Origin of the sequence: Rhodanobacter denitrificans (assembly GCF_000230695.2) — a bacterium.
Taxonomy (GTDB): Bacteria; Pseudomonadota; Gammaproteobacteria; order Xanthomonadales; family Rhodanobacteraceae; genus Rhodanobacter; species Rhodanobacter denitrificans.
The window spans coordinates 3,431,793-3,454,921 of sequence record NC_020541.1 but is presented as its reverse complement, the minus strand read 5'-3'; the positions used below and the strand labels follow the sequence as shown (position 1 = coordinate 3,454,921).

Sequence of the window (23,129 nt, the reverse complement as noted above, 5' to 3'; positions counted from 1 at the left end):
GCGATTCATCCCCGAGCGGCGTCACGGTGCCGATCCGGCCGGATTTCATCCGGTCTGGGCTCGCAGTGGTGCATTTGGATTTTTAAAAAATTCCCTGCTATCAAACACCTTGCAGGCGTTCCTGAGAATATGCTGCATGTACGGTCAGCATTCTGCCTTTACTCCTTGATTCACAAGCGAAATTGCCTTGACAGTCTCATAGGGCGAGATTATCGTGGGCTCCAGTGTGAAATCGTGGGTTTTAGTGGAGTCTGCTGACCGTGTTCCAGGGCGAAACCGCCATCACCATCGACGACAAGGGTCGCCTGACCATCCCCACCGCCTATCGGGAGCAGGTGGCGGGCGAGTGCGCGAACCGTCTGGTGCTCACCTACAACCCGTTCGAGTCCGGCTGCCTGTGGCTGTTCCCGTACGCGGCGTGGGAGTTGGTGCGCGACCAGGTCAATGCGCTGTCCAAGGTGGTCAAGGCGCATCGCGACATGCAGATGAAGCTGGTCGGCGCAGCCGCCGTGGTCGAGCCCGATTCGGCATCGCGGGTGTTGCTGCCGGCCAGCCAGCGTGCCACCACCGGCATCGAGAAGAAGGCGGTGCTGCTGGGCATGGGCGACAAGTTCGAGCTGTGGAGCGAGCAGGAGCACCTGAAGAAGATCCGCCAGACCATCGGCGAAGGCGAGATCACACAGGCAATGGCGGAATTGCGCCTGTAAGGCGCGATCGGCATGTGGGCGGGACGGGAGCGGGAGTGCGGCATGGCCGAGCAGCAGTTGCGGCACATCCCGGTGATGCTGGGTGAAGCAGTGGAGGGACTCGCCGTGCATGCGGGCGGGCGCTATCTCGATGGAACCTTCGGTCGCGGCGGTCACGCCCGCGCGGTGCTGTCGCGCCTGGGTCCCGACGGCCGGCTGCTGCTGATGGACCGCGATCCCGCTGCGATTGCCGCCGCGCAGGCCGAATTCGCGGGCGATCCGCGCGTGGCGATTCGCCACGCGAATTTCTCCAGCCTGGCCGAGTGGGACGAGACCGCGGCCGGCCTCGACGGCGTGTTGCTCGACCTCGGCGTGTCCTCGCCGCAGCTGGACGAGGCCGCGCGCGGCTTCAGTTTCATGGCCGATGCGCCGCTGGACATGCGCATGGATCCCAGTCAGGGCGAGAGCGCGGCGGAGTTCCTGGCCCACGCCAGCGAGCGCGAGATCGCCGACGTGCTGTGGCACTTCGGCGAGGAGCGCCACAGCCGGCGCATCGCCCGCGCCATCGTGGCCGACCGCGAGGCCACCCCGTTCACCCGCACCGGCCAGCTGGCCGCGCTGATCGAGCGCGTGGCCGGCCGGCGCGAGCCGGGCAAGCACCCGGCCACGCGCAGCTTCCAGGCGTTGCGCATTCGCGTGAACGGCGAGCTGGATGCCCTGCAGCAGGGCTTGAATGCGGCGCTGGAACGGCTCAAGCCCGGCGGCCGGCTGGCGGTGATCAGCTTCCATTCGCTGGAAGACCGCGCGGTGAAGCTGTTCATCCGCGATCACGCCGGCCGCGTGCAGAACAGCCGCCGCGGGCCGCCGGTGCAGGCCGCGCCGGCGCAACTGGCGGCGGTCGGCAAGGCGCAGTTTCCGTCCGACGCCGAGCAGGCGGCGAACCCGCGCTCGCGTTCGGCGGTGCTGCGCGTGGCGGAGAAACTTGCGGCGGAGGGCCGCGCATGAAGGTACTCGGCGCCCTGTGCCTGCTGATGCTGCTGGTCGCGGTGCTGGCCAGCGCGCTCGGCGTGGTGTGGACGCGCCACGAGAGCCGCGTGCTGTTCGTCAGCCTGACCGCGCTGCAGAACCAGCGCGACGAGCTGAACATCGAATACGGCAAACTCGAACTGGAGCAGGCCACCTACGCCGAACCGCGGCGCATCGACGACGAGGCCCGGCAGAAGCTGGGCATGGTCGATCCGCGCCCGCAAGACATCCGGCTGCTGCGCTGATGAGCTGGCGCAACCACATCGCTCCCGCCCAGCCCAGCCGCCGTCGCGGCGCCGGCCCCAGCGCGCGTCGACGCATGGTGGTGGTGGTCGGCCTGCTCGGCCTGGTCTCGGCCGGCCTGGTCGCACGTGCGTTCGACCTGCAGGTGGTGCGCAAACAGTTCTACCAGCGCCAGGGCGATGCGCGCTTCCTGCGCGAGATGCCGATTCCGGTGTCGCGCGGCACCATCTTCGACCGCAACGGCGAGCCGCTGGCGGTGTCGACGCCGATGATGTCGATCTGGGCGAACCCGGCCGAGGTGCTCGACAGCGACGAGCGCATCCCCGCGCTGGCGCAGGCACTGGGCGTGGACGCGGACGGCCTGAAGGCGCAGCTGGCGCAGCGCTCGGACCGCGAGTTCGTCTACCTGCGCCGGCAGATGGCGCCGGCCGCGGCGCAGGCCGTGCTGGACCTGGGCATCCCCGGCATCAACGGCCAGCGCGAGTTCAAGCGCTACTACCCGTCTGGCGAGGTGACCGCGCACGTGCTCGGCTTCACCAACATCGACGACCGCGGCCAGGAAGGCCTGGAGCTGGCCTACGACGACTGGCTGGCCGGCAAGCCCGGCGCCAAGCGCGTGATCCGCGACCGCATGGGCCACGTGGTCGAGGACATCGAGCAGGTGCGCGCGCCCAAGCCGGGGCAGAACCTCACGCTCAGCATCGACCGGCGCATCCAGTTCCTCGCCTACAGCGAACTGAAAAACGCGCTGGAGAAATCGCAGGCCGATTCCGGCTCGATCGTGGTGCTCGACGTGAAGACCGGCGAAGTGCTGGCGATGGCCAACCTGCCCACCTACAACCCGAACGCGCTCGGCGGCAGCAAGCCGGGCCAGCGGCGCAACCGGGCGATGACCGACGTGCTCGAGCCGGGCTCCACCGTCAAGCCGATCCTGATGGCGGCGGCGCTGTCCAGCGGCAAGTACACGCCGACCAGCCCGATCATCGACACCACCGGCGGGCACTGGTATTTCCAGGGCCACGACATCCACGACACGCACAACTACGGGCTGCTCACGCCGACCGGGGTGATCACCAAGTCCAGCAACGTGGGCGCGGCGCGCATCGCCATGACGCTCGACACCACGCTGATGTACGACACCTACCGCGCGTTCGGCTTCGGCAACAGCACCGAGAGCGGCTTCCCTGGCGAGGCCGCCGGTTCGTTGCGCATCGGCCGCAGCTGGCGTCCGCTGGAGAAGGCCATCCTCGGCTACGGCTACGGCCTCAACGTGACCGTGCTGCAGCTGGTCAACGCCTACGCCACCATCGCCGACGGCGGCGTGATGCACAGCCCGAGCTTCATCAAGGGCGGCGACGCCACCGCCAAGCAGATCATTTCGCCGGAAGTGGCGGGCCAGCTGCTGCGCATGATGGAGACGGTGACCGGGCCGGGCAGCACCGGCACGCTGGCGCGCATCGCCAACTACAGCGTGGCCGGCAAGACCGGCACCGCGCACAAGGCCAGCGTCGGCGGCTACGCCAAGAGCAACTACACCTCGGCGTTCGCCGGCATCGTGCCGGCGTCGAACCCGCGCCTGGCCGCGGTGGTGGTGATCGACAACCCGCAGAAGGGCAGCTACTACGGTGGCACGGTGTCCGGGCCGGTGTTCTCCAGGGTGATGGAAGGTGCGTTGCGCCTGCTCGACGTGCCGCCGGACAACATCGGTCGCTGGTATGTCGGCGGCCCGCTGCAGAACGTCGACGGCCTGGTGGGCAGCAAGCCGCCGGTCGATGCGCCGATCGACGACGCCCCGGTCGACGAGGACACGCCATGAGCACCGGCCACCTCGACCAGTTGCTGCTGGGCATCGCCGATGCGCCGATCGCCGCCGCGCCGGATGCCGGCCGCATCGTGGTGTCCGGCCTGAGCCTCGATTCGCGCCGGGTGCGCCGCGGCGACGCGTTCTTCGCCCTGCGCGGCAGCCAGGCGCACGGCATCAGCTTCGCCGCCGGCGCCGAGCAGCGCGGCGCGCGGGTGGTGCTGGCCGAGGCACCCGCACCCGCCAAGGTCGAGCCGCTGGAGGTTCCCGTGCTGTGGATCGACGACCTGCATGGCCAGGTCAGCGAGATCGCCGCACGTTTCTACGAGCGCCCCAGCGAGTCGATGCGGATGGTCGGCGTCACCGGCACCAACGGCAAGACCTCGTGCGTGCAGCTCCTGGCACAGGCGCTGACCCTGCTCGGCCATCGCGCAGCCTCGATCGGCACGCTCGGCGCCGGTGTGCACGGCCGACTGCACGAAGGCGAGCGCACCACCCCCGACGCGGTGACGGTGCAGGAGTTGCTGGCGGAGTTCCGCGCTGCGCAGGTCAGCCACGTCGCGATGGAGGTGTCCTCGCACGCGCTGGAGCAGGGCCGCGTGGCAGCGGTGGATTACGAGGTGGCCGCGTTCACCAACCTCACCCGCGACCACCTGGACTACCACGGCAGCATGGAAGCCTACGGTGCGGCGAAAGCGAAGCTGTTCGCCTGGCCGGGCCTGCGCAGCGCAGTGATCAACATCGACGATACGTTCGGTCGCGAACTGGCGACGCAGCTGCTGGCCGGCGTGCAGCGCCTGCGCTTCAGCATGGCCGACGACGGCGAGGCGGAGATCGCCGCCAGCGCGATCGTCACCTCGGCCGAAGGGCTGGCGTTCCAGCTGCGCACGCCGTGGGGCACGCGGGCCGTGCGCAGCCATCTGATCGGCCGCTTCAACGTGGCCAACCTGCTCGCCGTGGTGGGCTGCCTCGGCGCGCTGGGCGAGCCGTTCGCGCGCATCGTCGAGGCGCTCGAGCAGCTGCAGCCGGTGAACGGGCGGATGAGCCGGCTCGGCGGCGTGCATGGCCAGCCGCTGGTGGTGGTCGACTACGCACACACGCCGGATGCGCTGGAACAGGCGCTGGCTGCGGTGCGCGCGCATTGCGCCGGCAAGCTGATCTGCGTGTTCGGCTGCGGCGGCGAGCGCGACGCCGGCAAGCGCCCGCTGATGGGCGCGATCGCGGCACGGCTGGCTGACGTGGCGATCGTCACCGACGACAACCCGCGCGGCGAGGATGGCGATGCGATCGTGGCGCAGATCGTGGCCGGCATGGCCGCCGCGCGCGCGATGACGGTGGAGCGCGACCGTGCGCTGGCGATCGCCGACGCGCTGCAGCTGGCGCACGCCGGCGACGTCGTGCTGATCGCCGGCAAGGGTCACGAAACCTACCAGGACGGCGCCATCGGCAAGCGCCCGTTCGACGATCTGGCGGTGGCGCGTGCCGTGCTGGAACGGATCGGCGGGGAGGCACGCCCATGATGCAGCTCGCCGCCATCGCGCTGTGGACCCACGGCCGCCTGCTCGGCGCCGACGTCGAGGTGACCGGCGTCGCCATCGACACGCGCAGGCTCGAGCCCGGCGACTTGTTCGTGGCGATCAAGGGCGAGCGGGCTGATGGCCACGATTACCTGGCCGAAGCCGCCACGCGCGGCGCGGTCGCCGCGCTGGTCACGCGCAAGGTCGACAGCGCGCTGCCGCAGGTACTGGTGGGCAGCACCGAACTGGCCCTCGGCGACCTGGCCAGCGCGGTGCGCGCGCAGCGCAACGTGCGCGTGGTCGGCATCACCGGCTCCAACGGCAAGACCACGGTGAAGACGCTGGTCGCCTCGATCCTGGCGCGGCACGGCCGCACCCACGTCAGCGCGGGCAACTTCAACAACGAGCTGGGCCTGCCGCTGAGCCTGCTCGCGATGCCGCCGGACACCGAATACGCGGTATTCGAGATGGGCGCCGGCAAGCCGGGTGACATCGCCTACCTGGCTGCCATCGCGCGGCCCGATATCGGCCTCGTCACGCTCATCGCGCCGGCGCATCTTGCGCGCATGGGCAGCATCGAAGGCGTGGCCGAGACCAAGGGCGCGCTGTACCAGGCGTTGCCGGCCGACGGCGTGGCGATCATCAATGCCGACGACGCGTTCGCCAGCTTCTTCACCGGCCTGGCCGGCGCGCGCAAGGTGCTGCGCTTCGGCCTGGAGCAACCGGCCGACATCGGCGCCGGCATCGTCGAGCAACGCGTGGACGGCTCGCGTTTCGTGCTGCATACGCCGCAAGGCGACGCCGGGGTGGCGCTGCCACTGCCTGGCCGCCACAACATCGCCAACGCGCTGGCGGCGACGGCGGTAGCGTTGGCGCTTGAGGTGCCGCTGGCCACCATCGTGGCCGGGCTGGAGCAGGTGCCCGGCGTGGCCGGCCGCCTGCGCCGCGAGACGATGGCCGGCGGTTGGACCCTGATCGACGACAGCTACAATGCGAACCCCGGCTCGATGGCGGCAGCGATCGACACCCTGCTGCTGGCCGCCGGCGAACGCTGGCTGGTGCTGGGCGACATGGCCGAGCTGGGCACGGATGCGCCCGCATTGCATGCCGGCATCGGCACGCGTGCGCGCGAGCGCGGGGTCGAGCGGCTGTTCGCGGTGGGCCCGTTCGGCACGGCCACGGTCGAGGCGTTCGGCGCCGGCGGCACGCATTTCGACGACAAGGTCGCGTTGATCGCCGCGCTGCGGACGCAGCTGCACGCGGGCGTCACCTGCCTGGTGAAGGGTTCGCGCTCGGCCGGCATGGAGCAGGTGGTGGCGGCGCTCGGCGGTCATCCGGGCACGGCGGGCAAGAACGAAGGGGGTGCGTCCGATGCTGCTTGAACTGACCGACTGGATGGCACGGCACTTCACCGCGCTGCATCTGTTCCAGTACATCACCTTCCGCACGATCATGGCCGCGCTCACCGCGCTGGCGCTGTCGCTGCTGTGCGGCCCGTGGCTGATCAACCGGCTGGCCGCGTTGAAGGCCGGCCAGGTGGTGCGCAGCGACGGTCCGCAGACGCACCTGGTCAAGGCCGGCACGCCGACCATGGGCGGTGTGATGATCCTGCTTTCGGTCACCGTCGCCACTTTGCTGTGGGCCGATCTGCACAACCGCTACGTATGGGTGGTGCTGGCGGTGCTGCTGAGCTTCGGCGCGATCGGCTTCTACGACGACTACCGCAAGCTGGTGCTGAAGGACAGCCGCGGCCTGGCCAGCCGCTGGAAATACTTCTGGCAGTCGGTGTTCGGCCTCGGCGCGGCGCTGTTCCTCTACCACACCGCTCAGCTGCCCGCGGAGACCGCGCTGTACGTGCCGCTGTTCAAGCACGTGGTGTTGCCGCTGGGGCTGTTCTTCGTGGTGATCACCTATTTCATGATCGTGGGCTTCTCCAACGCGGTGAACCTCACCGACGGGCTGGACGGGCTGGCGATCATGCCCACCGTGCTGGTCTCCGGCGCGCTCGGCGTGTTCGCCTATCTGGCCGGCAACAAGGTGTTTTCCGAATACCTGGGCATCCCCTCGATTCCCGGCGCGGGCGAGCTGGCGATCTTCACCGGCGCGCTGGCCGGCGCGGGGCTCGGCTTCCTGTGGTTCAACACCTATCCGGCGCAGGTGTTCATGGGCGACGTCGGCGCGCTGGCGATGGGCGCGGCGCTGGGTTGCGTGGCGGTGATCGTGCGCCAGGAGGTCGTGCTGCTGGTGATGGGCGGCGTGTTCGTGATGGAAACCGCCTCGGTGATGATCCAGGTGGCGAGCTTCAAGCTCACCGGCAAGCGCGTGTTCCGCATGGCGCCGATCCACCACCACTTCGAATTGAAGGGCTGGCCCGAACCGCGCGTGATCGTGCGCTTCTGGATCATCTCCGTGGTGCTGGTGCTGATCGGCCTTGCCACGTTGAAGGTGCGCTGATGCCGATCTTCGACGCTACCAGCCAGGCCAAACGCCGCAGCGGACCGCGCGGCAGCTTCGACCTGTGGTTGCTGGTCGCGCTGGTCGGGCTGGCCAGCGTGGGCGTGGTGATGGTGACGTCCAGCTCGATCGCGGTGGCGGACAGCCAGCACCTCGGCGCGTTCTATTTCCTGAAGAAGCACCTGCTGTTCCTCGGCCTGGGCCTGTTCGCGGCCGGCCTGGCCATGCGCACCGAGCTGAAGCTGCTGGAAAAATATGCGTTCCCGCTGCTGGCGCTGGCGTTCCTGATGCTGCTGGCGGTGTTCGTGCCGCACCTAGGCATGCGCATCAATGGCGCGCGGCGCTGGCTGAACCTGCTGGTCACCACGTTCCAGCCGGTGGAGGCGGTAAAACTCATTCTGGTGGTCTACGTTGCCAGCTACCTGGTGCGCCACCGCGAAAATGTGGAAACGAAATTCCTGGGACTGTTCAAGCCGGTGCTGGTCGCCGGCATGATCGTGCTGCTGCTGCTGGCGCAGCCGGACTTCGGCTCGGCCACGCTGGTGATCGCGGTGACCATCGCGATGGTCTGGCTGGGTGGCGCGCGGCCGATCTTCCTGTTCCTGATGGGCCTGCCGCTGATGCCGCTGCTGTACGTGGCGGCGACCGGCGAGAGCTACCGCATGAAGCGGCTGACTTCGTTCATGGACCCGTGGAAGGATCCGTTCAACGACGGCTTCCAGCTGACCCAGTCGCTGATGGCGATCGGCCGCGGCGAATGGACCGGGGTGGGGCTGGGCTCCAGCGTGCTGAAGCTGTCCTACCTGCCGGAGGCGCATACCGACTTCATCTTTGCGGTGATCGGCGAGGAACTGGGCCTGGCCGGCGTGCTGCTGGTGATCGGCCTGTTCGGCCTGGCGGTGGGGCGCGGCCTGTACCTGGGCCTGAAGGGCGTCGAGGTGGGCCAGCGCTTTGCCGGCTACGTCGCGTTCGGCGTCTCGCTGATGCTGGCGATGCAGGCGTTCGTATCGGTTGGCGTGAACCTGGGCGCGCTGCCGACCAAGGGACTGACCCTGCCGCTGATCAGCTACGGCGGCTCGTCGATGGTGTTGACCTGCGCCATGGCCGGCGTGCTGCTGCGCGCCACCTGGGAGATCAACCGCGCGCTGGACGCGCGGCAGATGGCCACGCGGATGCCGGCGGCGGTCGCCGTGGCCGATGCAAACGTCGCGGCGAAGCCGCGCGAGGCGGTGGCTGCATGAACACGCAAGCTCCCGTGCTGATCATGGCCGGCGGCACCGGCGGCCACATCTTCCCTGGCCTGGCCGTGGCCGAGTGCCTGCGCGCGCAGGGCGTGCCGGTGGTGTGGCTGGGCGCAGTCGGCGGGATGGAGACGAAGGTGGTGCCGGCGCAGCGGATCGAACTGCACACGGTGGCGGTCGGCGGCTTGCGCGGCAAGGGCATCAGGACCCGGCTGCTGGCGCCGCTGATGCTGCTGCGCGCGCTGTTCGCCTCGCTGGCCGTGCTGCGCCAGGTGCAGCCGCGCAGCGTACTGTCGATGGGTGGTTACGTGGCCGGTCCCGGCGGCCTCGCCGCGTGGCTGTTGCGCCGGCCGCTGCTGGTGCACGAGCAGAATCGCGTGGCCGGGTTCACCAACCGCAAGCTGGCCGGACTGGCGAAACGCGTGCTGGCCGGTTTCGCCGACGCGTTGCCGCGGGCCGAGTGGGTCGGCAACCCGGTGCGCGAGGCGATCGCGGCGCTGCCGCCGCCCGCCCAGCGCATGGTCGGGCGCGACGGCAAGCCGCGTCTGCTGGTGCTGGGCGGCAGCCTCGGCGCCCGTGCGCTGAACCTGGCGCTGCCGCAGGCGCTGGCCCAACTGACCCCGGCCCAGCGTCCCGAGGTGCTGCACCAGTGCGGCAGCCGCGGCCTCGACGAAGCGCGCGAGGCGTATGCGAAAGCCGGTGTCGAGGCGCAGGTGGTGGCCTTCATCGACGACATGGCCGGCACCTATGGCTGGGCCGATCTGGCCGTCTGCCGTGCCGGCGCGCTGACCCTGGCCGAATTGGCCGCGGCCGGGCTGGGCGCCGTGCTGGTGCCGTTCCCGCACGCGGTGGACGACCACCAGACGCGCAATGCCGAAGTACTGATGGCGGCCGGAGCCGCCGAACTGATGCAGGAGAACGAGCTGGACGTACAGATACTGGCGCAGCGGCTGGCCTTGCTGCTGGGTGACCGCCACCGCCTGCTGGCGATGGCCGAAGCCGCGCGCACGCTGGCCAAACCCGACGCGGCACAGGTCATCGCGCGCGCTTGCTTGGAGGTGGCCGCATGACGCCGCGTCGCCTGCATGCCCATGAAGACCCGATGAGCACCTTCCGCCGGGTGCATTTCATCGGCATCGGCGGCGTCGGCATGAGCGGCATCGCCGAGGTGCTGCACAACCTCGGCTACGCGGTGTCCGGTTCCGACCGCGCCAACTCGCCGACTGCACAGCGGCTGCAGCAGCTGGGCATCGTCGTGCACGTTGGGCACGCGGTGGAAAACATCGGCGACGCCGACGTGGTGGTGACCTCCAGCGCGATCAGGCAGGACAACCCGGAGCTGGTCGCGGCCCGCGAAGCGCGCATCCCGGTGATCCCGCGTGCGGAGATGCTGGGCGAGCTGATGCGTTTCCGCCGCGGCGTGGCGATCGCCGGCACGCATGGCAAGACCACCACCACCAGCCTCACCGCCAGCGTGCTGGCCGAGGCCGGCTACGACCCGACCTTCGTGATCGGCGGCCAGCTCAACGCGGCAGGCGCGAACGCCCGGCTGGGCAGCGGCCAGTATCTGGTCGCCGAGGCCGACGAATCCGACGGCTCGTTCCTGCTGCTGTCGCCGGTGATCGCCGCGGTCACCAACATCGACGCCGATCACCTGGAGAACTACCACGGCGATTTCGCCGAGGTGAAGAAGGCGTTCGCCGATTTCCTGCACCGGCTGCCGTTCTACGGCCTGGCCGTGTTGTGCGTGGACGACCCCGAAGTGGCCGTGCTGGCGAAGTCCACCACGCGCCGCGTGATGACCTACGGCATCGACGCCGCCGACGCCGACGTGCGCGCGCGCAACGTGAGCCAGCACGGCTTCGAGATGCACTTCGAGCTGTTGCTGCCGGGTCGCGACGCAGCGCTGCCGGTGAAGCTCAACCTGCCGGGCCGGCACAACGTGCTGAACGCGCTGGCCGCGTCCGCAATCGGCTGGCAGCTGGGGGTGGAGGCGGAGGCGCTGGCGCGTGCGCTGGAGAACTTCCAGGGCGTCGGCCGGCGCTTTCACCGGCGCGGCGAGATCGCGCTGGACCAGGGCAGCGTGCTGCTGGTCGACGACTACGGCCACCATCCGCGCGAGCTGGCCGCGGTATTCGCCGCCGCCCGCGGCGGCTGGCCCGGGCGCCGGCTGGTGGTCGGTTTCCAGCCGCACCGCTACAGCCGCACGCGCGACCTGCTGGACGACTTCGCCAATGTGCTGGCCGAGGTCGACGTGCTGGTGCTGACCGACGTCTACCCGGCCGGCGAGGCGCCGATCGCCGGCGCCGACGGCCGTGCGCTGGCGCGCGCGGTGCGCGCGCGCGGCAAGGTCGATCCGGTGCTGGTCGAGCATCCGCGCGAGCTCAAGGAAACCCTGCCGGCGCTGCTGCGCGACGGCGACCTGCTGCTGCTGCTGGGCGCCGGCGACATCGGCACGGCGGCGGTGGAGATGGCCCAGCTCGGCAATCTGAGGACGCACAAGTGAGCATGAAGGTGACAGATCCTGTCCGGTTCGGCCGCGTCGCGGTGGTGATGGGCGGCAGCTCGGCCGAGCGTGAAGTCTCGCTGGATTCCGGCCGCAACGTGCTGGAAGCGCTCCAGGCGCGCGGCGTGGACGCGCATGCGGTCGACGGCATCCCGGCACTGCTCGATGCGCTGCGCAGCGAACGCTTCGCGCGCGTGTTCAACATCCTGCACGGCCAGCACGGCGGCGGCGAGGACGGCGTGCTGCAGGGTGCGCTGGAGGCGCTCGGCGTGCCGTACACCGGCTCGGGCGTGCTCGGCTCGGCATTGTCGATGGACAAGCCGCGTTCGAAGCGCGTGTGGCAGTCGCTCGGCCTGCCGACGCCGAAGTTCGTGGCCTTGCCGCGCGGCGCCGACGTGCATGCGGCGGCGAAGCAGGTCGGCTTTCCGCTGATCGTGAAGCCGGCCTGCGAGGGTTCCAGCGTGGGCGTCACCCGCGTGTTCGAGGAAGCGCAGCTGGATCAGGCAGTGGAACTGGCGGCGCGGTATCCGGGCGACCTGCTGATGGAAACCCTGATCGAGGGCGACGAGCTGACCGTCGGCATCCTTGGCCGCGAGGTGCTGCCCAGCATCCACATCGTGCCCAAGGGTGCGTTCTACGACTACAACGCGAAGTACATCGCCGAGGACACGCTGTACCTGTGCCCCGGCCTGGAAGGCGATGCCGAGGCCGAGCTGCGCGCGCTGGCGCTGGCCGCGTTCGATGCACTTGGTTGCCAGGGTTGGGGCCGTGTCGACGTCATGCGCGACCGACAGGGGCGCAACTGGCTGCTGGAAGTGAACACCGCGCCGGGCATGACCTCGCACTCGCTGGTGCCGAAGGCGGCCAAGGCGGCCGGCATCGACTACCAGGAACTGTGCTGGCGCGTGCTGGAAACCAGTTTCCGGGAGAGCCTGTGAAGGGAACCGTCCGCCCCGTCGCCTGGTGCCTCGCCATCGCGCTGGTCGCGCTGCCGATCGTCGGCGTGCTGCGCGGCTGGTTCGCGGCCGGCCGCTGGCCGGTGACCCAGCTGACGGTACAGGCCGAGTTCAAGCACGTCAGCGCGGACGACATCCGCGCCGCCGTTCGGCCGCGCCTGGGCAAGGGTTTCTTCGCGCTGGATCTCGATGCAGTGCAGAAGGCCGTTGCCGCGCTGCCGTGGGTGGAGTCGGTCGAGGCGCGCAAGCGCTGGCCAGATACCTTGCAGTTGCGCATCTACGAGCGCCAGCCGTTCGCCCGCTGGAACGACAAGCAGCTGATCAGCCGGCAGGGGCTGGTGTTCGAGGCGCCGGGCATGGATGGCGTCGGCGCGCTGCCGAGCCTGCATGGGCCGGATGCACGGCTGGCCGAGGTGGTCAGCTTCTATGCGGAAACCCGCAAGGCCTTCGCCGGCACCCACCTGCAGGTCACCGGCGTGGCCCTGACCGAACGCGGCAGCTGGAGCGTGGGCATGGCCGACGGCGCGCAAATCGTGATCGGCGACCGCGAGTACGCCGGGCGCCGGCTGCGCCGCTTCCTCGACGTCTACCCGCAGCTGCTCGTCGGCCACACCGACGGCTTCGCCTACGCCGACCTTCGCTACACCAATGGATTCGCCGTGCGCTGGCCGCAGGCGCCCGCCGCCAATCAGGGAGGTTCGCCTCGCTCATGAGCATTTCTCTATGAAGCCGCGCAACGACAAGCAACTGGTGGTCGGGCTCGACATCGGCACCTCGAAGGTGGTGGCGATCGTCGGCGAGTACGAGCCGGGCGAGCCGATCACCGTGATCGGCATCGGCACCCACGTCTCGCGCGGCATGAAGCGCGGCTCGGTGGTCGACATCGAATCGACCGTGCACTCGATCCAGCGCGCGGTGGAAGAAGCCGAACTGATGGCCGGCTGCGACATCCGCTCGGTCTACGCCTCGATCTCCGGCAGCCACCTGGAAACCCGCAACTCGCACGGCAACGCGGCGATCCGCGACCGCGAAGTCACCGCCAGCGACCTGGAGCAGGTGCTGGAGGCGGCCAGCGCGGTGGCGATCCCGGCCGACCGCAAGGTGCTCTACAAGGAGTCGCAGGAATACCGCATCGACGGCCAGGACGGCATCCGTGCGCCGATCGGCATGAGCGGCGTGCGGTTGGAGGCGAACGTGCACCTGGTCACCGGCGCGGCGGCGGCGGTGCAGAACGTCACCAAGTGCATCCAGCGCTGCGGCCTCACCGTGGACGAACTGGTGCCGTCGGCGGTGGCCAGCGCGAAGGCGGTGCTGACCGACGACGAGCGCGAGCTGGGCGTGTGCCTGGTCGATATCGGCGCCGGCACCACCGACATCGCGATCTACACCCAGGGCTCGATCCGCTACACCGCCTCGCTGCCGGTCGGCGGCGACCAGGTCACCAGCGACATCGCCTACGGCGTGCACACGCCGACCGCGCACGCCGAGGAGATCAAGATCAAGTACGCCTGCGCGCAGACCGGACTGGCGCACGCCGAGGAAACCATCCAGGTGCCCAGCGTCGGCGATCGGCCGCCGCGCCGGCTCGCCCGGCAGGCGCTGGCGCAGTCGGTGCAGGCGCGCTACGAGGAAATCTTCGAGATGGTGCAGGACCAGTTGCGCCGCTCCGGCTACGAGAGCCTGGTCGCCGCCGGCGTGGTGCTGACCGGCGGCGCCTCGAAGATGGAAGGCGCGCTGGAGCTGGCCGAGGAGATCTTCCACAAGATGGTGCGCATCGGCGTGCCGCAGCAGATCGACGGCCTCGGCGAAGTCGTCTCCAGCCCGCTGCACGCCACCGGCGTGGGCCTGCTGCTGCACGGTGCACGCGCCGGCGGCACCCGCGTGGGCGGTTCGGGCGGCGGCAGCGTCGGCGGTCTGGTCGGCAAGTTGCGCGGCTGGCTCACCAGGAACTTTTGAGCAACACGGATCCGGCGGCGCAGGAGGCGACGCCACGGGCGGAGGGATATCCACCCACCACCATGAACCGACAGGAGTCGCCCTTCATGGTTAAAACGACAACAACTCTACGGAGGACGGGAAATGTTTGAACTGATCGATAAACTCGCACCCAATGCAGTCATCAAGGTGATCGGCGTGGGCGGCGGCGGCGGCAATGCCGTGGCACACATGCTGAATGCCAACATCGAAGGCGTGGAATTCGTCGTCGCCAACACCGACGCGCAGGCGATGAACAGCTGCGGCTCGCGCACCCACCTGCAACTCGGCGGCAACGTGACCAAGGGTCTCGGCGCCGGCGCGAATCCCGAGGTCGGCCGGCAGGCCGCGCTGGAGGATCGCGAGCGGATCGAGGCGATGCTCGAGGGCGCCGACATGGTGTTCATCACCGCCGGCATGGGCGGCGGCACCGGCACCGGCGCGGCGCCGGTGGTGGCGCAGCTGGCCAAGGAGAAGGGCATCCTCACCGTGGCGGTGGTGACCAAGCCGTTCCCGTTCGAGGGCCGTCGGCGCATGCAGGTCGCGCTGAAGGGCATCGAGGACCTGTCGCAGCACGTCGACTCGCTGATCACCGTGCCGAACGAGAAGCTGCTCAGCGTGCTCGGCCGCGAGGTCACCCTGCTCAACGCGTTCAAGGCCGCCAACGACGTGCTGCAGGGCGCCGTGCAGGGTATCGCCGACCTGATCACCGCCCCGGGCCTGATCAACGTCGACTTCGCCGACGTACGCACCGTGATGTCGGAGATGGGCCTGGCGATGATGGGCTCGGGTACCGCTCGTGGCGACGACCGCGCCCAGGCGGCGGCCGAGGCGGCGATCAAGAACCCGCTGCTGGAGGACGTCAACCTCAACGGCGCCTGCGGCATCCTGGTCAACGTCACCGCCGGCCCGAACCTCACCATGCGCGAGTTCGACGAGATCGGCCGGATCATCCACGACTTCGCCAGCGAGGACGCCACCGTGGTGATGGGCACCTCGCTCGATCCGGAGATGAAGGACGACGTGCGGGTCACCGTGGTCGCCACCGGCCTCAACCGGGCGATGGCCTCGCGCCAGCATCCGCCGATCCGCATGGTCGAGACCCAGCAGGTGCAGATGCGGCCGCGCCCGGTGGTGCTGCGTACCGGCACCGGCAACGAGGTGGTCGACTACGCCCAGCCGGACATCACGGTCAGCCATGGCCGCGCGGAACCCGCGGCGCCGGCGAAGCATGCCGAGCCGGGCTTCGATTACCTGGATATCCCGGCGTTCCTGCGCCGCCAGGCCGACTGATGGTCCACTGACTTCTGACAGCTTGCACAAGTTAAGGAGATGCGAAAGTATTGAACGAATGCCCGTTGGGTCAGTCACTACTCCCATCGTGCCGTGCCGCCGGCCATCGGCCGGGTCGCGTACTGCGCGGGGGGCGAGACCAGCCACATCGGGCAGGCCGTTCGCCGCTTTGCAGCAGCAAGACTGTGCGTCGGGATGGCGCACGGCCAGTCGACGCGGCTTGGCTCGCGGCGACCGGCCCGATACCCCGTGCCGGATTCCCGTCCCAGGCACGGGGTGTCGTGTCGAACCATCGCCTCATCGGGAAAGCCGCAACGGACGTGTCAGCTTTCAAGGATGAAAGAAACATGAAGGCTTAATCAGACTGTACGGTACGGTTTGCTTTTATCACAGGTTAAAACTGTGTTAGCATCCGCCCCTGATTGGCTGCTGCCTACACAGGTACCAACTACGATGATCAAGCAGCGTACGCTTAAGAACGTCATCCGGGCGACCGGCGTCGGTCTGCATACGGGTGACAAGGTGTACATGACCTTGCGTCCCGCGGCGCCGAATACGGGCATCGTGTTCCGCCGTATCGACCTGACCCCGCCGGTGGACATCCGCGCGCGCGAGGACAATGTCGGTGATACCCGGCTGTCGACCACGCTGGCCGATGGCGACGTGCGCGTCTCCACGGTCGAGCACCTGCTCTCGGCGATGGCGGGCCTGGGCATCGACAATGCCTATGTCGACCTGTCCGCGCCGGAAGTGCCGATCATGGACGGCAGTGCCGGTCCGTTCGTGTTCCTGCTGCAATCCGCCGGCATCGAGGAACAGAACGTCGCCAAGCGCTTCATCCGCATCAAGAAGCCGGTGAAGGTGCAGGAAGGCGACAAGTGGGCCAGCTTCGAACCGTTCGAAGGCTTCAAGGTCGGCTTCTCGATCGACTTCAACCACCCGATCATCAGCCAGCGCACCTCGCGTGCCGAGATCGACTTCTCCACCACGTCCTTCGTCAAGGAAGTGAGCCGCGCCCGCACGTTCGGCTTCATGCGCGACATCGAGATGCTGCGCGAGCACAACCTGGCGCTGGGCGGCTCGATGGACAACGCGGTGGTGCTGGACGACTACCGTGTCCTGAATGAAGACGGCCTGCGCTACGAGGACGAGTTCGTCAAGCACAAGATCCTGGACGCGATCGGCGACCTGTACCTGCTCGGCCACAGCCTGATCGGCGCCTATCACGCGCACAAGTCCGGCCATGAGCTCAACAACAAGCTGCTGCGCACGCTGATGGCCGATGCCTCGGCGTGGGAAGAGGTCAGCTACCAGGACGACCCGGCCACCTCGCCGATCTCCTACGCCCACCCGGCACAGGCGATCTGAGCCGGCACTCGCTTCTTCTCCACCAAACCCTCACGAAAAACGGCCGTGTCGCGAGACATGGCCGTTTTTTTGCAATGCGAATCACGCTTTGTACGCGCTGCGCTTCACGCCTCCGCGACATGGCGGATTACTCCTTAACAAACGGCGTGCTATAAAACCGCCTCCGGCACGCGAACCGATGCAGATCAGTCCGTGCCGGGCAAGGGGGAATCAGCGGTTTCGGCGAAGGACGCCAGCTCAAGGAACAGTACCCGCCATTCGGGGTCTGTGAACGACGCGGCGGCGGCCCTGAGGTGGGCGGCGGCGGCGGGCGAAAGCGGTTTCGACCGGTCCGGTGTCATTGCCGCCGGTGGTGGGGGGACCACTTTCACGGTGACTGAACTGGCGCAGGTGCCGATGGCATGTGCGGCGGCAAGGATTTGTGTCTGCATCAAGCGCAGGCGCGATGCCCAGCCCGGTGAAGATGCCAGGAAGACGAGGCGGTCGTTGCGCAGGTTGGCGAATCTCACCTGCTCGCGCAATGGCGATGGCAACGTCTGGCGCAGTGCGCGGTCCAGCGCTTCCAGCGCGTCGGCCTTTCGGGCCAGCGTCGCGAAGGAGCCGCAGTCGGCGAGGGACTTCGGTCCATTGCCGGTGCGGCGGGAAATGGCTGGAGTGGCGCGTTGCATGGTGCCGGAATTCGACCCAGGAAAGACATGCAGATCATACTCGTATCACGCGCCCGGAAATTGCCGAAGACCCTCGACCTGGCGGATCGCCGCCTGCGTCTGAAGCTGCTTTCGGCGGTCGCGCTGGCGGTACTCGGTTGCATGGGAGCCGGCGTGGCGCTGGCCGTGCTGGTAGCCAGCCCGCGTGACCGGGCGCTGGCCGAGATTCGCGACCTGCAGCAGCAGATCCGGCAGCAGGACACCCAACTGGGCGGCGTGCGGCAGGAGGCCCAGCGCGGCCTCGATGCGCTGGCCGTGAAGCTGGGGCAGCTGCAGGCCCAGTCGACGCGCCTGAATGCGCTGGGCGAGCGGCTGGCCGAGGTCGGCAAGCTCGACGACGGCGAGTTCGATTTCGACCAGCAGCCGGCGGTCGGCGGCGTCGAGGATGCCGGCAGCAGCGCGTATGCCCTGCCACCGGCGCTGGACAACAGCATCAACCAGCTGGCCAGCCAGTTCGATCGGCAACAGGCGCAGCTGTCGGCGCTGCAGAGCCTGCTGCTGGATGCGCGGATCGAGTCCAACCTGAAGCCGACCGGGATGCCGGTGCAGGGCTATATTTCCTCCTATTTCGGCGTGCGCGCGGACCCGTTCGACGGCCGCTCGGCACGGCATACCGGCATCGACATCTCGACCCCGCTCGGCACGCCGGTACACACCGTGGCCGAAGGCATGGTGACCTTTGCCGGCGTGCGCAAGGGCTACGGCAACGTGATCGAGATCGACCACGGCAACGGCTACATGACGCGCTATGCGCACAACAGCGCGCTGGTGGCGCGCCCGGGCCAGCATGTGCAGGTCGGCGACGTGGTGGCCCGGGCCGGTTCCACCGGCCGCTCGACCGGGTCGCACGTGCATTTCGAGGTCTGGTACGACGGCCGCGTGGTCAACCCGCTGGCGTTCGTGCGCAACCACCGCTGACGCCGGGTTTCCGGCCCGCCATCCCTTGAATCCCGCCCTGGCCGGCGCCATTCAGGATGGCGCCGCGGCCTGGCTTGACGGGCCGCGTCCCGGCGCGGTCGGCCCCGTGGGCGGCGCCCGGCGGGCATGTAGTAACATGCCCGATTGGCCCGCGCCTGCCGTGGGCATTTCACTCCCAACCCGGAAGATCGATGTTCAATCGTGCCCTGACGAGCCTGTTTGGCAGCCGCAACGAACGCGTGTTGCGCCAGCTTTCCAAGAGTGTCAACCGCATCAATGCGCTGGAGCCCGAATTCGAGAAACTGAGCGATGACGAGCTGCGCGGCCAGACCGACGCGCTCAAGCAGCGCGTCGCCGCCGGGGAATCGCTGGACAAGCTGCTGCCGGAGGCCTTCGCGGTGGTACGCGAGGCGGCCAAGCGCACCCTGGGCATGCGCCACTACGACGTGCAAATGATCGGTGGCATGGTGCTGCACCAGGGCAAGATCGCCGAGATGCGTACCGGCGAGGGCAAGACCCTCGTCGGCACGTTGCCGGTCTACCTGAATGCGCTGGCCGACAAGGGCGTGCACGTGGTCACCGTCAACGACTATCTGGCCCGGCGCGACTCGGCCCAGATGGGCAAGCTGTACAACTTCCTCGGCCTGACCGTGGGCGTGGTGTACCCGGGCATGGACCACGCCGACAAGCATGCCGCCTACGCCGCCGACATCACCTACGGCACCAACAACGAGTTCGGCTTCGACTACCTGCGCGACAACATGGCGCTCAGCAAGGAACAGCGCTACCAGCGCGGCCTCAACTACGCGATCGTCGACGAGGTCGACTCGATCCTGATCGACGAGGCGCGCACGCCGCTGATCATCTCCGGTCCGGCCGAGGATTCCCCGCAGCTGTACCTCGCGGTCAACAAGATCGTGCCGCGGATGGTCCGTCAGACCGAGGAGAACGGCGACGGCGACTACTGGGTGGACGAGAAGCAGAAGCAGGTGCACCTGTCCGAGGCGGGCATGCAGCACGCCGATGAACTGCTGCGCGCTGCCGGTGTGATCGAGCAGGACAGCGGCCTGTACGATTCCAAGAACCTGGCGGTGGTGCACCACCTCAACGCCGCGCTGCGCGCCAACGGCATCTACCAGCGCGACGTGGACTACATCGTGCGCGACGGCGAGGTGATCATCGTCGACGAGTTCACCGGCCGTACCCTGCCGGGCCGGCGCTGGTCCGACGGCCTGCACCAGGCGGTGGAGGCGAAGGAGGGCGTGCCGATCCAGCGCGAGAACCAGACGCTGGCCACGGTGACGTTCCAGAACCTGTTCCGCATGTACAAGAAGCTGGCCGGCATGACCGGCACGGCCGACACCGAGGCGTTCGAGTTCCAGAGCATCTACGGTCTGGAGGTGGTGGTGATCCCCACCCACAAGCCGATGATCCGCAAGGACAACCCGGACATGATCTTCCTGTCGCAGACGCCGAAGTACAACTCGGTGATCGAGGACATCCGGGCTTGCCATGAGCGCGGCCAGCCGGTGCTGGTCGGCACCACTTCGATCGAGGTGTCCGAGCTGCTCTCCGGCCTGCTGAACAAGGCCGGCGTGGCGCACGAGGTGCTGAACGCCAAGCAGCACGAGCGCGAGGCGCACATCGTGGCCCAGGCCGGCGCCCCCGGTCAGGTCACCATCGCCACCAACATGGCCGGCCGCGGCACCGACATCGTGCTCGGCGGCAGCCTGGATGCGGCGCTGGCGGCGCTGCCGGCCGAGGCCACCGAGGTGGATCGCGCCCGCGTCAAGGCCGAGTGGAAGAAGCTGCACGAGCAGGTGGTCGCCGCCGGCGGCCTGCACATCATCGGCACCGAGCGGCACGAGTCGCGCCGCATCGACAACCAGCTGCGCGGCCGTTCCGGCCGCCAGGGCGACCCGGGTTCCTCGCGCTTCTACCTGTCGCTGGAGGACAACCTGCTGCGCATCTTCGGCGGCGAAGGCCTGGTGCGCTGGATGAAGCGCTTCGGCATGAAGGACGACGACGCGCTGGAAGACCGCATGATCAGCCGGCAGATCGAGAAGGCGCAACGCAAGGTCGAACAGCACAACTTCGACATCCGCAAGCATCTGCTGGAGTTCGACGACGTCGCCAACGACCAGCGCAAGGTGATCTACCGCCAGCGCGACGAGCTGCTCGACGGCGACGACGTGCAGGCCACCGTGGCCGACATCCGCGACGACGTGGTGCAGAGCATGGTGCGCGCCTACGTGCCGGACGACAGCATCGACGAGCAGTGGGACCTGGCCGGGCTCGACCGCGAGCTGGAAAGCGAGCTGGGCCTGTCGCTCGACCTCAAGCGCTGGATCGAGCAGCAGCACGAGATCGACGCGAAGATGATCCTCGAGCACGTGCGCGGCGCGGTGAACGAGCTGTTCCAGGCGAAGGAGGCGCAGATCGGCGTCGAGACCATGCGCCAGCTGGAAAAGCACATCATGCTGACCGTGGTCGACAATGCCTGGAAGGATCACCTCGCCAGCATGGATTACCTGCGCCAGGGCATCTACCTGGTCGGTTATGCGCAGCAGGACCCGAAGCAGGCGTTCAAGCGCGAATCGTTCAAGCTGTTTTCCGACATGCTCGAGCGGATCAAGGCCGAAGTGGTGCAGATGCTGGCGCGGATCCGCATCCGCAGCGAGGAGGAAGTCGCCGCGATGGAGGCCGAGCAACGGCGCCTGGCCGACCGCCTGCAGAAGCAGATGCTGGCCAGCGGCGGCGGCGCGCCGGCGGAAGGCGCGTTTGGCGGCGGGGCGGCGGAGCCGGCGGTCGGTGCCGGCATGCGCCTGGCGCAGCCGTCCGCGCAGCACGACGGCCCCAAGGTCGGCCGCAACGACCCGTGCCCGTGCGGTTCCGGCAAGAAGTACAAGCACTGCCACGGCCAGCTGGCCTGAGCCAAGGACCACTGAAAAAAAGCCCCGCTTCGAGCGGGGCTTTTTGGTTGTAAGCGGTGTGGCTTATTGCTGCTTTTGGCAACTCGTGACGTACTGGCCCTTGTAGGCAGTGGTAACCCACGAGCCGCCGGTGGATCCGCCCACGCACGAGAGCTCCCAGGTCTGCTGGAGTCCGCCCGAGCAAGTGCTGATGCTGGCCGTGTCCCCTGGCGTGCAGCTCATGCCTCCCCAGGGTGGGGCGGGCCAGGCTTGCATCGGCTGCTGCATGTTCCTGATATGCCTGACGAGGACTACGTCGAAGTCACCGAGCGCCGCCGGGTCGAGGCTGCCCACGTTTCCCAGCCTGGACTTTCGCATCGCTCGGTTCAGCGTATCGCGGATCGCCTGGTGCTCCGCGTTTCCGCGCGGAACGATCAGCTGTGTCGTCGTGGTACTCGATACCTGCGTGGTTTGGTCGGCTTCGCCGGGTGGCAGTGCCTTGGCAGCGTTTCCGGACGCCAAGGACATCGCGACGAGCAGGGGCAGCATGCGAATGGTAGAGGGCTTCATGAAACCTCCGTTCATGGCAGATATTTCGACACCCCGAGTACATCCACGGTAGATCACGAATCGTGAATATTCAGTTCCCTTTCGTATCGCATCAATCCTCGCCGCCCGGCGGCCGTTTGCGGTGCGGCTCGGCGTTGACCGCGATGTACTGCAGCTCCTCGCCGTCCAGCTGCAAGGCGGTGAGCTGCCCACCCCAGACGCAGCCGGTGTCGATCGCGTGCACGCCGAGCCCGGCGAAGCGGCCCAGCGTGGACCAGTGGCCGCAGACGATGCGGGTGTCGCGCCGGCGCATGCCGGGCACCTCGAACCATGGATACAGTCCGGCCTTCTGCGTGCCGGGGATGCCCTTGGCCTCGAAGTCGATGCGGCCGTTGACGTCGCAGTAGCGCATCCGGGTCATCGTGTTGATGGTGGCGCGCTGGCGATCCAGGCCCTGTAGCCGGCTGGTCCACTGCGCCGGCCGGTTGCCGAACAGGTTGCGCAGCAGCCGCGGGTGGCGCGGGCTGGACAGCTCGCGCTCGACATCCTGCGCCGCGCGTTGCGCCTGGCGCAGCGTCCACATCGGCGCCAGGCCGGCGTGCACCATGGTCCAGTTGAGCTGCTCGTCGTGGTGCAACAGTTTTTGCGAGCGCAGCCATTCGAACAGCACCGGCGCGTCGTCGGCGAACAGTACCTCGCGCAGCTCCGGATTCACTCGCGCCTGCGCGTCGGGCCGGCGCTGGGCGATCGCCAGCAGGCTCAGGTCGTGATTGCCGAGGGTGACCAAGCTGTGCTCGCGCAGGCCGTGGATCAGCCGCAGCGTGTCCAGTGATTGCCCGCCGCGATTGACCAGGTCGCCGCAGAACCACAGCCGGTCGCGTGCCGGATCGAAGCGCAGCTTCTCCAGCAGGCGCTGCAGTTCGGGGTAGCAGCCCTGCACGTCGCCGATCGCGTACGTAGCCATGTCAGCGCAGGGCC

General features: G+C 68.5%; 20 protein-coding genes. 17 read left to right on the top strand and 3 right to left on the bottom strand.

Annotated elements, in window-relative coordinates:
- Window positions 1-260: 260 nt before the first annotated feature.
- The 15 genes from mraZ (at window position 261) to lpxC (ending at window position 17,065) form a co-directional block, all read left to right on the top strand.
- Window positions 261-707, top strand: coding sequence for a division/cell wall cluster transcriptional repressor MraZ (gene mraZ / locus R2APBS1_RS15915; protein WP_007509356.1), 447 nt, complete (start codon window positions 261-263; stop codon window positions 705-707).
- A gap of 42 nt (window positions 708-749) precedes the next feature.
- Window positions 750-1,691 (top strand): 16S rRNA (cytosine(1402)-N(4))-methyltransferase RsmH, encoded by a 942-nt coding sequence (gene rsmH / locus R2APBS1_RS15910; RefSeq protein ID WP_015448710.1) that lies wholly within the window; start codon window positions 750-752, stop codon window positions 1,689-1,691.
- Window positions 1,688-1,957 carry a cell division protein FtsL gene (ftsL, locus tag R2APBS1_RS15905; RefSeq protein WP_007509352.1) on the top strand — a complete coding sequence of 90 codons (270 nt, stop codon included), beginning with the start codon at window positions 1,688-1,690 and terminating at the stop codon, window positions 1,955-1,957. The genes rsmH and ftsL overlap by 4 nt, the downstream gene beginning before the upstream one ends.
- Window positions 1,957-3,771, top strand: coding sequence for a peptidoglycan D,D-transpeptidase FtsI family protein (locus tag R2APBS1_RS15900; protein WP_015448709.1), 1,815 nt, complete (start codon window positions 1,957-1,959; stop codon window positions 3,769-3,771). The genes ftsL and R2APBS1_RS15900 overlap by 1 nt, the downstream gene beginning before the upstream one ends.
- Window positions 3,768-5,276 (top strand): UDP-N-acetylmuramoyl-L-alanyl-D-glutamate--2,6-diaminopimelate ligase, encoded by a 1,509-nt coding sequence (locus R2APBS1_RS15895; RefSeq protein ID WP_015448708.1) that lies wholly within the window; start codon window positions 3,768-3,770, stop codon window positions 5,274-5,276. The genes R2APBS1_RS15900 and R2APBS1_RS15895 overlap by 4 nt, the downstream gene beginning before the upstream one ends.
- Entirely contained in the window at window positions 5,273-6,655 is a 1,383-nt protein-coding gene (locus tag R2APBS1_RS15890; RefSeq protein ID WP_015448707.1) for a UDP-N-acetylmuramoyl-tripeptide--D-alanyl-D-alanine ligase, read from the top strand. The genes R2APBS1_RS15895 and R2APBS1_RS15890 overlap by 4 nt, the downstream gene beginning before the upstream one ends.
- Entirely contained in the window at window positions 6,645-7,727 is a 1,083-nt protein-coding gene (gene mraY, locus R2APBS1_RS15885; protein WP_015448706.1) for a phospho-N-acetylmuramoyl-pentapeptide-transferase, read from the top strand. The genes R2APBS1_RS15890 and mraY overlap by 11 nt, the downstream gene beginning before the upstream one ends.
- The gene (gene ftsW, locus R2APBS1_RS15880; RefSeq protein ID WP_015448705.1) at window positions 7,727-8,968 is read left to right on the top strand and encodes a putative lipid II flippase FtsW; all 1,242 of its coding nucleotides are present in this window, start codon (window positions 7,727-7,729) and stop codon (window positions 8,966-8,968) included. The genes mraY and ftsW overlap by 1 nt, the downstream gene beginning before the upstream one ends.
- Complete coding sequence (gene murG / locus R2APBS1_RS15875) at window positions 8,965-10,038, top strand: undecaprenyldiphospho-muramoylpentapeptide beta-N-acetylglucosaminyltransferase (RefSeq protein WP_007509339.1); 1,074 nt, start codon at window positions 8,965-8,967, stop codon at window positions 10,036-10,038. Before ftsW ends, murG begins: the two co-directional genes overlap by 4 nt.
- Window positions 10,035-11,474 (top strand): UDP-N-acetylmuramate--L-alanine ligase, encoded by a 1,440-nt coding sequence (murC, locus tag R2APBS1_RS15870; protein WP_015448704.1) that lies wholly within the window; start codon window positions 10,035-10,037, stop codon window positions 11,472-11,474. The genes murG and murC overlap by 4 nt, the downstream gene beginning before the upstream one ends.
- A gap of 2 nt (window positions 11,475-11,476) precedes the next feature.
- Entirely contained in the window at window positions 11,477-12,412 is a 936-nt protein-coding gene (locus tag R2APBS1_RS15865) for a D-alanine--D-alanine ligase (protein WP_174315858.1), read from the top strand.
- The gene (locus R2APBS1_RS15860; RefSeq protein WP_007509331.1) at window positions 12,409-13,143 is read left to right on the top strand and encodes a cell division protein FtsQ/DivIB; all 735 of its coding nucleotides are present in this window, start codon (window positions 12,409-12,411) and stop codon (window positions 13,141-13,143) included. The genes R2APBS1_RS15865 and R2APBS1_RS15860 overlap by 4 nt, the downstream gene beginning before the upstream one ends.
- Before the next feature lie 10 nt (window positions 13,144-13,153).
- On the top strand, window positions 13,154-14,386 hold the full coding sequence (gene ftsA, locus R2APBS1_RS15855; protein ID WP_007509329.1) for a cell division protein FtsA: 1,233 nt from the start codon (window positions 13,154-13,156) through the stop codon (window positions 14,384-14,386).
- 123 nt (window positions 14,387-14,509) lie between these two features.
- The gene (ftsZ, locus tag R2APBS1_RS15850; protein WP_007509327.1) at window positions 14,510-15,697 is read left to right on the top strand and encodes a cell division protein FtsZ; all 1,188 of its coding nucleotides are present in this window, start codon (window positions 14,510-14,512) and stop codon (window positions 15,695-15,697) included.
- 453 nt (window positions 15,698-16,150) lie between these two features.
- Window positions 16,151-17,065: a UDP-3-O-acyl-N-acetylglucosamine deacetylase gene (gene lpxC / locus R2APBS1_RS15845; RefSeq protein WP_015448703.1), complete on the top strand. Its 915-nt coding sequence runs from the start codon at window positions 16,151-16,153 to the stop codon at window positions 17,063-17,065.
- Window positions 17,066-17,250: 185 nt separating this feature from the next.
- Here lpxC and R2APBS1_RS15840 read toward each other — a convergent pair whose 3' ends face one another.
- Entirely contained in the window at window positions 17,251-17,733 is a 483-nt protein-coding gene (locus R2APBS1_RS15840) for a DciA family protein (RefSeq protein ID WP_015448702.1), read from the bottom strand.
- 27 nt (window positions 17,734-17,760) lie between these two features.
- Here R2APBS1_RS15840 and R2APBS1_RS15835 point away from each other — a divergent pair, with 27 nt between their 5' ends.
- Both R2APBS1_RS15835 and secA read left to right on the top strand, forming a co-directional pair.
- Window positions 17,761-18,690: a M23 family metallopeptidase gene (locus tag R2APBS1_RS15835; RefSeq protein ID WP_007509321.1), complete on the top strand. Its 930-nt coding sequence runs from the start codon at window positions 17,761-17,763 to the stop codon at window positions 18,688-18,690.
- A 191-nt stretch (window positions 18,691-18,881) separates the two neighbouring features.
- Window positions 18,882-21,623, top strand: a complete 2,742-nt coding sequence (gene secA, locus R2APBS1_RS15830; protein ID WP_015448701.1) for a preprotein translocase subunit SecA — start codon at window positions 18,882-18,884, stop codon at window positions 21,621-21,623.
- Between the two features lie 63 nt (window positions 21,624-21,686).
- Here secA and R2APBS1_RS15825 read toward each other — a convergent pair whose 3' ends face one another.
- Complete coding sequence (locus tag R2APBS1_RS15825; RefSeq protein ID WP_015448700.1) at window positions 21,687-22,172, bottom strand: hypothetical protein; 486 nt, start codon at window positions 22,170-22,172, stop codon at window positions 21,687-21,689.
- A 91-nt stretch (window positions 22,173-22,263) separates the two neighbouring features.
- Complete coding sequence (locus R2APBS1_RS15820) at window positions 22,264-23,115, bottom strand: symmetrical bis(5'-nucleosyl)-tetraphosphatase (protein WP_007509313.1); 852 nt, start codon at window positions 23,113-23,115, stop codon at window positions 22,264-22,266.
- Between the last annotated feature and the right edge of the window lie 14 nt (window positions 23,116-23,129).

Coding starts and splice junctions, on each gene's coding strand:
- R2APBS1_RS15900 (WP_015448709.1), top strand. CDS start 1,957: ATGAGCTGGCGCAACCACATCGCTCCCGCCCAGCCCAGCCGCCGTCGC.
- ftsL (WP_007509352.1), top strand. CDS start 1,688: ATGAAGGTACTCGGCGCCCTGTGCCTGCTGATGCTGCTGGTCGCGGTG.
- rsmH (WP_015448710.1), top strand. CDS start 750: ATGGCCGAGCAGCAGTTGCGGCACATCCCGGTGATGCTGGGTGAAGCA.
- R2APBS1_RS15865 (WP_174315858.1), top strand. CDS start 11,477: ATGAAGGTGACAGATCCTGTCCGGTTCGGCCGCGTCGCGGTGGTGATG.
- lpxC (WP_015448703.1), top strand. CDS start 16,151: ATGATCAAGCAGCGTACGCTTAAGAACGTCATCCGGGCGACCGGCGTC.
- secA (WP_015448701.1), top strand. CDS start 18,882: ATGTTCAATCGTGCCCTGACGAGCCTGTTTGGCAGCCGCAACGAACGC.
- ftsW (WP_015448705.1), top strand. CDS start 7,727: ATGCCGATCTTCGACGCTACCAGCCAGGCCAAACGCCGCAGCGGACCG.
- murG (WP_007509339.1), top strand. CDS start 8,965: ATGAACACGCAAGCTCCCGTGCTGATCATGGCCGGCGGCACCGGCGGC.
- R2APBS1_RS15890 (WP_015448707.1), top strand. CDS start 5,273: ATGATGCAGCTCGCCGCCATCGCGCTGTGGACCCACGGCCGCCTGCTC.
- R2APBS1_RS15820 (WP_007509313.1), bottom strand. CDS start 23,115: ATGGCTACGTACGCGATCGGCGACGTGCAGGGCTGCTACCCCGAACTG.
- mraY (WP_015448706.1), top strand. CDS start 6,645: ATGCTGCTTGAACTGACCGACTGGATGGCACGGCACTTCACCGCGCTG.
- R2APBS1_RS15835 (WP_007509321.1), top strand. CDS start 17,761: ATGCAGATCATACTCGTATCACGCGCCCGGAAATTGCCGAAGACCCTC.
- ftsZ (WP_007509327.1), top strand. CDS start 14,510: ATGTTTGAACTGATCGATAAACTCGCACCCAATGCAGTCATCAAGGTG.
- R2APBS1_RS15825 (WP_015448700.1), bottom strand. CDS start 22,172: ATGAAGCCCTCTACCATTCGCATGCTGCCCCTGCTCGTCGCGATGTCC.
- murC (WP_015448704.1), top strand. CDS start 10,035: ATGACGCCGCGTCGCCTGCATGCCCATGAAGACCCGATGAGCACCTTC.
- R2APBS1_RS15895 (WP_015448708.1), top strand. CDS start 3,768: ATGAGCACCGGCCACCTCGACCAGTTGCTGCTGGGCATCGCCGATGCG.
- R2APBS1_RS15840 (WP_015448702.1), bottom strand. CDS start 17,733: ATGCAACGCGCCACTCCAGCCATTTCCCGCCGCACCGGCAATGGACCG.
- ftsA (WP_007509329.1), top strand. CDS start 13,154: ATGAAGCCGCGCAACGACAAGCAACTGGTGGTCGGGCTCGACATCGGC.